General features: G+C 72.7%; 9 protein-coding genes. 6 read left to right on the top strand and 3 right to left on the bottom strand.

Annotation, left to right across the window (positions count from 1 at the left end):
• The first annotated feature begins 285 nt into the window (after window positions 1-285).
• The 6 genes from ETD96_RS09855 (at window position 286) to ETD96_RS44535 (ending at window position 5,874) form a co-directional block, all read left to right on the top strand.
• Window positions 286-1,626: a Dyp-type peroxidase gene (locus ETD96_RS09855; RefSeq protein ID WP_138636004.1), complete on the top strand. Its 1,341-nt coding sequence runs from the start codon at window positions 286-288 to the stop codon at window positions 1,624-1,626.
• 157 nt (window positions 1,627-1,783) lie between these two features.
• Complete coding sequence (locus ETD96_RS09850) at window positions 1,784-2,359, top strand: sigma-70 family RNA polymerase sigma factor (protein ID WP_205719189.1); 576 nt, start codon at window positions 1,784-1,786, stop codon at window positions 2,357-2,359.
• Window positions 2,344-2,994, top strand: coding sequence for a hypothetical protein (locus ETD96_RS09845; RefSeq protein ID WP_138636003.1), 651 nt, complete (start codon window positions 2,344-2,346; stop codon window positions 2,992-2,994). The genes ETD96_RS09850 and ETD96_RS09845 overlap by 16 nt, the downstream gene beginning before the upstream one ends.
• A 128-nt stretch (window positions 2,995-3,122) precedes the next feature.
• Window positions 3,123-4,700, top strand: coding sequence for a beta-propeller fold lactonase family protein (locus tag ETD96_RS09840; protein ID WP_171068952.1), 1,578 nt, complete (start codon window positions 3,123-3,125; stop codon window positions 4,698-4,700).
• A 17-nt stretch (window positions 4,701-4,717) separates the two neighbouring features.
• Complete coding sequence (locus tag ETD96_RS09835; protein ID WP_138636001.1) at window positions 4,718-5,440, top strand: DUF1775 domain-containing protein; 723 nt, start codon at window positions 4,718-4,720, stop codon at window positions 5,438-5,440.
• A gap of 269 nt (window positions 5,441-5,709) precedes the next feature.
• On the top strand, window positions 5,710-5,874 hold the full coding sequence (locus tag ETD96_RS44535) for a hypothetical protein (protein ID WP_171068951.1): 165 nt from the start codon (window positions 5,710-5,712) through the stop codon (window positions 5,872-5,874).
• 99 nt (window positions 5,875-5,973) lie between these two features.
• Here ETD96_RS44535 and ETD96_RS09825 read toward each other — a convergent pair whose 3' ends face one another.
• The 3 genes from ETD96_RS09825 to ETD96_RS09815 form a co-directional block, all read right to left on the bottom strand.
• Window positions 5,974-6,744, bottom strand: coding sequence for an enoyl-CoA hydratase (locus ETD96_RS09825; RefSeq protein ID WP_138636000.1), 771 nt, complete (start codon window positions 6,742-6,744; stop codon window positions 5,974-5,976).
• A 34-nt stretch (window positions 6,745-6,778) separates the two neighbouring features.
• Window positions 6,779-8,062, bottom strand: coding sequence for a crotonyl-CoA carboxylase/reductase (ccrA, locus tag ETD96_RS09820; protein ID WP_138635999.1), 1,284 nt, complete (start codon window positions 8,060-8,062; stop codon window positions 6,779-6,781).
• 95 nt (window positions 8,063-8,157) lie between these two features.
• Window positions 8,158-8,862, bottom strand: coding sequence for a GntR family transcriptional regulator (locus tag ETD96_RS09815; RefSeq protein ID WP_138635998.1), 705 nt, complete (start codon window positions 8,860-8,862; stop codon window positions 8,158-8,160).
• Between the last annotated feature and the right edge of the window lie 56 nt (window positions 8,863-8,918).

The raw sequence follows: 8,918 nt of genomic DNA, 5'->3' as shown, positions 1-8,918 counted from the left end.
CGGGAGGTCTACGGCGACCCATGGCCGCTCGCCGCCAGCACCCTCCTCGGCGTGAAGGCCCTCGGCCTTCCCGACTGGCTGATCGAGGTAGAGGCGACCGCCTTCTTGCCCTGACGCCCGTGCCGGATGGCATCGTCACCGCGTTCACCGACCGCATGGCCTCCGGCAGCCACCCGCCGGCTTGCCGCCGCGTATGACCCAGCTCACGCCCGCGCGCTTCAACATGTGCCGTCCGGTCGCGGTATCCCCGGCTGCTCGAAAGTCCGGACCACATGAGGGGGATTCATGCCCGAGCAGCTGGGAGTCCGCGTCTCGCGGCGGGCGGTCATCACTACGGCCGCGGCGACCGCCGGTGCTGCCGCCGCGGCCGGCGCGCTGGCCGCGGCCGATCGCGATGCAGCGCCACCACCGCCAGGCCCATCGGGGACCGTGCCGTTCCATGGGACGCATCAGGCGGGCATCGCCACTCCGCAGCAGCAGTACGCGCTCTTCGCGGCCTTCGACCTGGAGACCGCCGACCCGCTGAACGGGGACCGCCTGACCACCGCACAGGCGGCGGGAAACTTCCGCCGGCTCATGCAGGCGTGGACGGATGTCGCCGAGCGCCTCACGCGGGGCCGCCCTCCCGCACCGCGACCCGGCCACCGGCCCGGTGTGCCGCCGGACTCCGGCATCGCCGACGGCCTGGAGCCGTCCCGCCTGACCGTCACCTTCGGCCTCGGCCCGGACCTGTTCGAGCGGATCGGCCGGCGGCGCGACCGGCCCGGCCGGCTGGCGCCGCTGCCGGCGTTCCGCGGCGACCGGCTGGAGGCGGCCTGGAGCGGCGGCGAGCTGCTCGTCCAGATCTGCGCGGACGACCCGCAGATCGTCAGCCGGGCGTTCCGCGCGGTCCGCAGCCGCGCACCGGGCGTGGCGCGGCTGCGCTGGAGCCAGCAGGGCTTCCTCGGCCGGTTCGGCGACGCCACCCCGCGCAACCTGTTCGGCCACAAGGACGGCACCGCCAACCTGCGGCCGGGGCACGCCCGGTTCGACCGCACCGTGTGGTCCACCGCGCAGGACGACCCCGCGTGGTTCGCCGGCGGCACCTACCTGGTCTTCCGGAAGATCCGTATGGACCTCCCCAAGTGGGATACCACTCCCGGACGCGCGCAGGACCTGGTGATCGGGCGACGGCGCGGCGACGGCGCGCCGCTGAGCGGCGAGCACGAGTTCAGCGCGCCCGACCTCAGCAGGCCCGGCCCGGACGGCGGGCCGCTCATCCCCGTCGACTCGCATGTGGCGCTGATTCGGGACGTCCCGATGCTGCGCCGCTCGTATAACTACGACTACGGCGTCCAGGCGAACACGGAACCGACCGGGCCGCACCACCACGGCGGCGACGCGGGACACCACCATGGCGAGGGCGCGGAACGACATTCCGGCAGCGGTCACGACATCTACGACGCGGGGCTTCTCTTCTGTGCCTATCTGAGCGACCCCGGCTTTTTCATCCGCGCTCAGCGCAAGCTGGCCGAATCCGACCGGCTCAACGCGTTCATCCGGCATACCGGCAGCGCCGTGTTCGCCGTTCCGCCGGGCGTGCAGCCCGGCGGGCGTGTGGCCGCCGGGCTGTTTGAAGGCCGATGACCCCGCCTCGCCCATGTGACCCACGTCGCACTCGCGGGGTTCAACACCGGGCCCGTGCGCCGCGTATCCCCCGTGACAAACTGCTCGGTGCGGTGAAGGGGTGTTCCTCAGTGGCGGAGTGCAGTCGGCGGACAGCACGCGGCGGGGCGGTGTAGGCGTGGCCCAGCTCTGGAGGTTGCGGCGGCGGCCGTCCACCACCGGCCGGCAGGAGGCGCCCGCCTCCCTGCACAGCGAGCAGGACATGCGACTCGCCTACGAGCGGCACGGCGCGGAGCTGCTCGGCTTCGCGTGCAACGCCCTCGCCGACCGGCAGCTCGCCGAGGACGTCGTGCAGGAGACGTTCGTCAGGGCGTGGCGGTCCGCGGCGTCCTTCGACCACCGCCGCGCGAGCCTGCGCACGTGGCTGTTCGCCATCGCCCGCAACGTAGTGCACGACGTCAGGCGGAACCGGGCGGCGCGGGTCCCCGTCGCGGGCCCGCCGGACGCCGACGAGCCGGGCGACCGGGACGACCCGTTCGACCGCCTGCTGAAGCGCATCGAACTCGACGAGGCGCTGCGGCGCCTGTCGGAGGAGCACCGCCGGGTCGTCCTGGACGTGTACTTCCTCGGCCGGACGTGCGCCGAACTCGCCGACGAGCTCGGCATCCCGGCCTCGACCGTGCGCAGCCGCCTCTACTACGGGGTGCGCGCGCTGCGCGTGATCCTGGAGGAGAAGGGATGGCTGGCCCCGTGACCCCGTCCTGCCACGCGTTCCGCGTCGAACTCACCGAGCTGCTCCTGCTGGACCGGCCGCTGCCCGCGCCGCTGGCCCGCCACCTCGCCCGGTGCGCGGACTGCTCCGCCGAGGCGGCCGGCGTCCGCCGGGTCATCAGGACGTTCGAGCGCGCCGAACCGCTGCTCCCCGGAGCCGCCGTCCCCGCGCCCCGGCCGGAGGCTCCGCCCCGCCGCACCGCCCGGCGGCGGGCCGCGGCCGCCACCGCCGGGCTGGTGCTCGCCGCCGCAGCGGTGCTGGCCCTGCTGCTCCCCGGCGGCATGGGGCCTCCAGGCGACGGCCATGAGGGCCGGCCGGACGCGGCGGTCACGCTGTCGCGGCCGGCGCCGATGATCGAGCACAGCTGGGGCACCGAGGTCCCGGTGTCGCTGTCCGGGCTCCGCCCCGGCCGGACCTACCGCCTGCTGACCGGGGACGCGCACGGCCGGCGCCAGTCGGCCGGCAGCGTCCGGGCGGGCGGCGGCGAGGCGCCCATGAGGACCCGCATGGTGACCGCGATGGCCCGGTCGGAGATCACCGCGCTGCTCGTCCAGGACGAGAGCGGGCACACGGTCGCACGGCTCGCCGTACCGCACCCGACCGCCCCGCCCCGCTAACAGCCCCGATTCCCACCGCAAGACCGCGTCCGGAGCCGCAGGTCCGCTTCGGCATGCCCTTCGTCCGCCGGCGCGGCGTCCCGCCGTGCCCTCCCACCCATCACCGTTCTCTCACTGGAGGTTCGACCGTGTTCTCTGCCAGACATATCGCCGGTGCCGCCACGGCGCTGGCCACCGCCGGCGCAGCTGTCTTCGGCGTCACCGCCGCCGCCGACGGATCACCGGGCTTCTCCTCCGACGGCGCCCGTCTCGTCGCGGCGGTCAAGGCGCACGGGCCGGTGCCGGTCTCGGGCCTGGACCGGGTCTACACGGCCGACCAGAGCTCCAACACGGTCACGGTCATCGACCCGGCCTCCAACCGGGCGCTCGGCACCATCCGCCTCGGAGACCAGCGGCTCGGCTCGACGCTCAGCCCGCAGTACCTCGGCAACGCGGGCGTCCACGGGCTCGGCTACTCCCGGGACCGCCGGCGCCTCGGCGTGGTCAGTGTGGCCAGCAACACCGTCGACATCATCGACACCCGCACCAACAAGGTCATCAGCCACACCGACGCCGGACGCGCCGCGCACGAGGGCGACTTCACCGCCGACGGCCGCGAGTTCTGGGTCGCCGACCGCGGCCGGGACACCGTGACCGTCATCGACGCCGACCGGGGCGGCGTCGACGGGCGCGTCAAGGTCGGCGAAGGGCCCTCCAAGGTGCTGATGAGCCCGGACGGCGCGCTCGCCTACGTCAACCACATCAGCGCACCCGAGATCACCGTCGTGGACGTGAAGTCGCGCAAGGTCACCGGCCGCATCAAGGGGCTCGCCGACGTCTTCTCCTCCGACGCCGCCATCTCCCCCGATGGCAAGGAGATCTGGGCGGCCCACAAGCGCGCCGGCAAGGTCAGCGTGATCGACCTGGCCTCGCGGAAGGTCAAGGCCGTGCTGGACACCGGCCCCGACACCAACCACCCCAACTTCGCGACCAACGCCCTGGGCTCATTCGTCTACCTCACCGTCGGCGGCCTCGACCAGACGCTCGTCTACGAGCGCACGGCGTCCGGGGCGCCCAAGTTGGTCACGCGCATCCGCAACCGCGGTCACGCCCCGCACGGCGCCTGGCCCAGCGGGGACGGGACGCGCATGTACGTAGGGCTGGAGAAGTCCGACGCGGTCGACGTCATCGACACCAAGACCAACCGGGTGGTCGACACGATCCGGACCGGGCAGGAGCCACAGGCCGTCATCTACGCGCCCCGGGCCGTGACCAGCCCCGGTTCCGCTTCCGGGCTCGGGCGCCAGGGCCTCGGCGCCCCAGCCCGGAACGTGCCGACCGTCCTGCCGGACGGTTCGGACGGCGACGTGCTGCGGCCCGGCGGCAAGGGCCGCGTGCTGGAGGCGACCGTCCGGCAGGTCGGCGGGCTCGACATGGTCCAGTTGCAGGCCCGCGACCTCAGGCCCGGCACGACGTACCAGGCGTACGCCGTCGCGGCGTCCGGGCGGGCGACGCCGCTGGTCTCCTTCACCACCGACGACGGCGGCAAGGCGCCGCAGGTGCTGTCGTTCTCGCAGTTCACCGGGAAGCGGATCGTCCTGAAGTCGAAGGGCAGGGCGTCGGCGCAGCGGCTCGCGTCCCTGAAGAAGGCGAGCGGCGACCACTCGCACGACGCGCCGGCCGGGCGCGACGTCGACCCCGCGTCGCTCCTGTTCTGCTGCTGCTGAAACGGAGGTGAGTGCCTGTGCAGAGCGCACGCCTGAACCCGCTCCCGCGCACCGCCATGGCCGTGGGCGCTGTCGCGGTCATGAGCGCCGCCATGGTGACGCTGCCGGCGGCCGCGGCGTCCGCGCACGTCCGCGTGCTGTCCGAGGGCGCCGAGGCCGGACGGCCCGCGACCCTGCGGTTCCGCGTCCCCAGCGAGAAGGAGTTCAGCACGACCGTCCGCATCGACATCGCCCTGCCCGAGGGCGTGACCGCCGACTCCGTCCCTGAGATCGAGGGCTGGACGATCAGCCGGACGCCCCAGCGCCACATCGTGTGGACGGCCCGGGCCGGGCACGAGATCCGGCCCGCCGAGACCCAGACCTTCACCGTGCGCGCAAAACCGCTGCCGAATGAGGGCGTCCTCCGCTTCGACACGGCGCAGACGTACTCCGACGGATCAGTCGTCAACTGGAACCAGCCTTCGGCCGGGGGACGGGAACCGGACTTCCCGTCCCCGGAACTGGTCCTCGATCCGGCGGCCGTGCGGGAGGCGCCGCCTCCGGCCGGTGCAGCGCCAAAACCGCCGGCGGCCACGGAGCCGGCGGGCGCGGAGCCGGCGGGCGCGGAGGCGGCGACGGGCGCGGCCGAGGAGGGCGGCCTCCCCGTCGCCGTCTGGGCAGTCGGAGGCGTGCTCGCCGGCGGCGGACTCGCCGTTCTGCTCAGGCGGCTGCTCCGGGCGTCCGCCGGACGGCACGGCTGACCGGACGGCTGACGGCTGGAGCCCGGCCGCCCGCCAGGCGGCCGGGCTCCTCCCGGACGGCGCAGCCCGCCGCCGTGGCTGTGAGTCGGCACGAGCGGCCACTGCCGCTTCCAGTCCGCGCACTCCGAGGACGGGATGATCTGCAGCCAGCGGGGTCGCGGGGCGACGGCGAGGCCAGGGTCTTCTCCCTAGCTCGGGCTGCCAGTTGCCGGTGGCCATGCCGTTCTCGACGACACCCAGATCCTGTCCGGGGTGTTGAGGACGAGGGAGTGCTTGCCGTCGGTGTGGCCGGGCGTCCACAGCAGGCTGACGCCGACGCCGAGCTCGGCGCACTCTCCTCGGCCGCCTCGAGCCTGCTCGGCGGCTACGGCGCCTGGGGCGCGCCCCACCTGAAGGGAGCACCTCAGGTCCCCTCGCACCGGCACCGCATCTGATCGCCGCAGGGGGTGGTTCCGAGCGGGCGGCGCGGAAGGCCGCCCGCCCGGAGGGCCGTCGTCACCACGACGAGGGCCAGTCGAGGCAGAACGGGGAGATCACCGGTGTTGGAAGCCGGGTTGCCGCTTTTCGGTGAACGCCGCCATCCCTTCGGACTGGTCATGGGTTGCGAAGGCCGAGAAGAAGGCGCGCCGTTCGTACCGGACGCCCTCCGCCAGCCCCGACTCGTAGGCGCGGTGTACGCACTCCTTGATCGCGGTCGTCGCCATCAGGGACTTCTCGCCGATCTCGGCCGCGGCGGCCAGGGCCGTCTCCATCAGCTCCGCCGCCGGGACGACGCGGCTCACCAGGCCCGACCGCTCGGCCTCGTCGGCCGGCATCATCCGCGCCGTCAGCAGCATGTCCATCGCCTTGGCCTTGCCGATCGCGCGGGGCAGCCGCTGCGACCCGCCGATCCCGGGCGGGATGCCGAGCCTCACCTCGGGCTGCCCGAACCTGGCGGTGTCCGCCGCGATGATGATGTCGCACATCATCGCCAGCTCACAGCCGCCCCCGAGCGCGTAGCCAGCGACGGCGGCGATGACCGGGGTGCGGATCGCCGCGAAACGGTCCCACTCCGCGAACCAGTCCGCGCGGTAGAGGTCTGAGAACGTCTTGGACCGCATCTCCTTGATGTCGGCGCCGGCGGCGAACGCCTTCCCCGATCCGGCCACGACGATGGCGCCGATGTCGGGGTCGCGGTCGTACTCGATCGCTTGCGTGGTGATCTCCACCATCGTCTCGTAGCCGAGCGCGTTCAGCGACGATGGGCGGTTCAGGGTCAGGACGCCGGTACGGCCGATGCGTTCGGCGGTCAGCGTGTTCGCCATGGTGAAGGTTCTCCTTCCGGTACTGGGATGGACGTCAGCCCGCGGTCCGTCCCGCCCCGGGCTCGGCCGCGCCGACGAGCGCGGACACGTTTCCGAACACGGCTTCACCCCGGCCCATCGCCGCGTGCGCGGCGGGCAGGTCGTGGAAGCCGATGGTCGAGCCCAGGGCCGGGTCGATCTTCCCGGCACGCACCAGATCGTTGTAGGCGATCGCCTGCTCGTCGTTGGTGCCGTGCGAGCCCTGCAGCCGCTTCTGCCGCGTCCAGTGGTAGCGCAGGTCGACCATGGCGTCGAAGCCGGTCGTGCCCGCGCAGATGACGACCATGCCGCCCGCTTCGCAGACGAAGACGCTGGTGGGGATCGTGGCGGCGCCGGGGTGCTCGAAGACGATCGCGGGGTCGCGCCGCTCGCCGACGATCTCCCAGATGCGCTTGCCGAAGGCGCGCGCGCCGGCCGTCCACTCCTTCTGCCCGGCGGTGTCGTCCACCAGCGGCGGGATCCCCCAGTGCGTGAAGTCGCGACGGCTGATCCAGCCGGCGGCGCCGAACTTCTGCGCGTAGTGACCGCGCTCCTCCTCGGACACGACGGCCACCGGTACGGCTCCGGCGAGCCGGGCGAGTTGGATCGCCTGGGTGCCGAGACCGCCGGAGCCGCCCCAGACGAGGACGACGTCGCCGGGTTGGACGGCGTTGCCCGCCCAGCCGTGCAGCATGCGGTAGGCGGTGGTACCGACCAGCGTGGGGGCGGCGGCCTCCTCCCACGTCAGGTGTTCAGCCTTCGGCATGACCTGGTGCGCCTGGACCCGGGTGAACTGCCCGAAGGAGCCATAGTTGGTGTCGTAGCCCCAGATGCGCGCCGACGGGGCGATCATCGGGTCCTTGCCGCGGGCGATCCACGGGTCTTCGCGCTCCCACCACCCGTGGTGGATCACGACGTGCCGGCCGACCTCGACGCCTTCGACCGCCTCGCCCACCGCGTACACGATGCCCGAGGCGTCCGAGCCGCCGATGTGGAAGTCCTCGGTCTCGCCGCGCTTCTGCCGGACCGCGATCTGGTTCACCGGGTAGCCGCGGGCGGCCCACACGTTGTTGTAGTTGATGCCGGCCGCCATGACGGCGACCAGGACCTCGTCCGGGCCGATCTCGGGCGTCGGCACCACTTCTGGCCGGAAGGCGGTGGCCGGGTCGCCGAAGCGGTCGGCCCGGACGACCTGCGCGTGCATGTGGCTCGGCACTTGGCCGACCTCGGGCAACTGCCCGATGGGCGTGGGCTCTACGCCCGGGGTGACGACGTTGCGGCGGACGGTGGATTCGGCCATGGACTGCTCCTTAGGTATTGGGTTTTTGACCCAAAGCTAGGTCATGAAAGGGGGGCGCCGTAACGTGGTCGATAACGCGTGGCTCGCCGTAGGCTCTAGTCGGCCTCAGCCCACAGGCCGCCGCGTTCCAGTTCGTCGGCGAGGGTCTTGGTGCTCGCAATCAGGTGATCGAACATGGCGGCGCGGGCGGCGTCGGGGTCCTTGGCCGCCAGCGCGTCCAGTATCGGCTCGTGCGCGTAGGTGCACGTACGCGGACGCGCCTGCCAGTCGAGGCCGCCGTATCGGGGCAGGTACCGGGAGAACCGCTCCGCCGTCCATGCCAGCTCGGGTGACCGGGCCGCGAGGTTGACGGTGCTGTGGAAGCGGTGATTGATTTCCTCGGCCGCGTCGCGGTCTCCCGCCCGGTCGGCCTTGACCAGGGCCCCCTGGAGATCGCGCAGGTTCGCCAGGGTGCCGTCCTCCAGGTCCACCGCCGCCCGCTTGGCGAGTTCTCCGGCAACCATGGCGAGCACGAGGACCCGGTCCTCGAAGCCCGCGCGGGTGAGCCGCGCCACCACGTACCCCCGGCGGGGCCGACGGACGAGGAACCCCTCCCCCGCCAGTTCGACCAGCGCCTCGCGCACCGGCGTGACGCTGATCTTCATCTGCTCGGCCAGATGCTCGACCCGCAGCCGGTCACCGGGCTTGAAACGCCGCGTCATGATCATGTGGCGGATGTACTCGCGCACCTCCTGGCCGACGGAGACCTCCCGGAAGGCAGGACCGTCGGGTAGCGGGAGCGTGGCGGGCGACTCGGTCAAGGCGTCACTTCCTAGGTCGTCGGGTTTTCTATATTAGGTTCCTGACCGAGAACAGC

Origin of the sequence: Actinomadura geliboluensis, from assembly GCF_005889745.1 — a bacterium.
Lineage (GTDB): Bacteria > Actinomycetota > Actinomycetes > Streptosporangiales > Streptosporangiaceae > Spirillospora > Spirillospora geliboluensis.
This window is presented reverse-complemented; position numbering and strand designations above follow the sequence as displayed.

Coding starts and splice junctions, on each gene's coding strand:
- ccrA (WP_138635999.1), bottom strand. CDS start 8,062: ATGGCCGAATCCACCGTCCGCCGCAACGTCGTCACCCCGGGCGTAGAG.
- ETD96_RS09825 (WP_138636000.1), bottom strand. CDS start 6,744: ATGGCGAACACGCTGACCGCCGAACGCATCGGCCGTACCGGCGTCCTG.
- ETD96_RS09855 (WP_138636004.1), top strand. CDS start 286: ATGCCCGAGCAGCTGGGAGTCCGCGTCTCGCGGCGGGCGGTCATCACT.
- ETD96_RS09845 (WP_138636003.1), top strand. CDS start 2,344: ATGGCTGGCCCCGTGACCCCGTCCTGCCACGCGTTCCGCGTCGAACTC.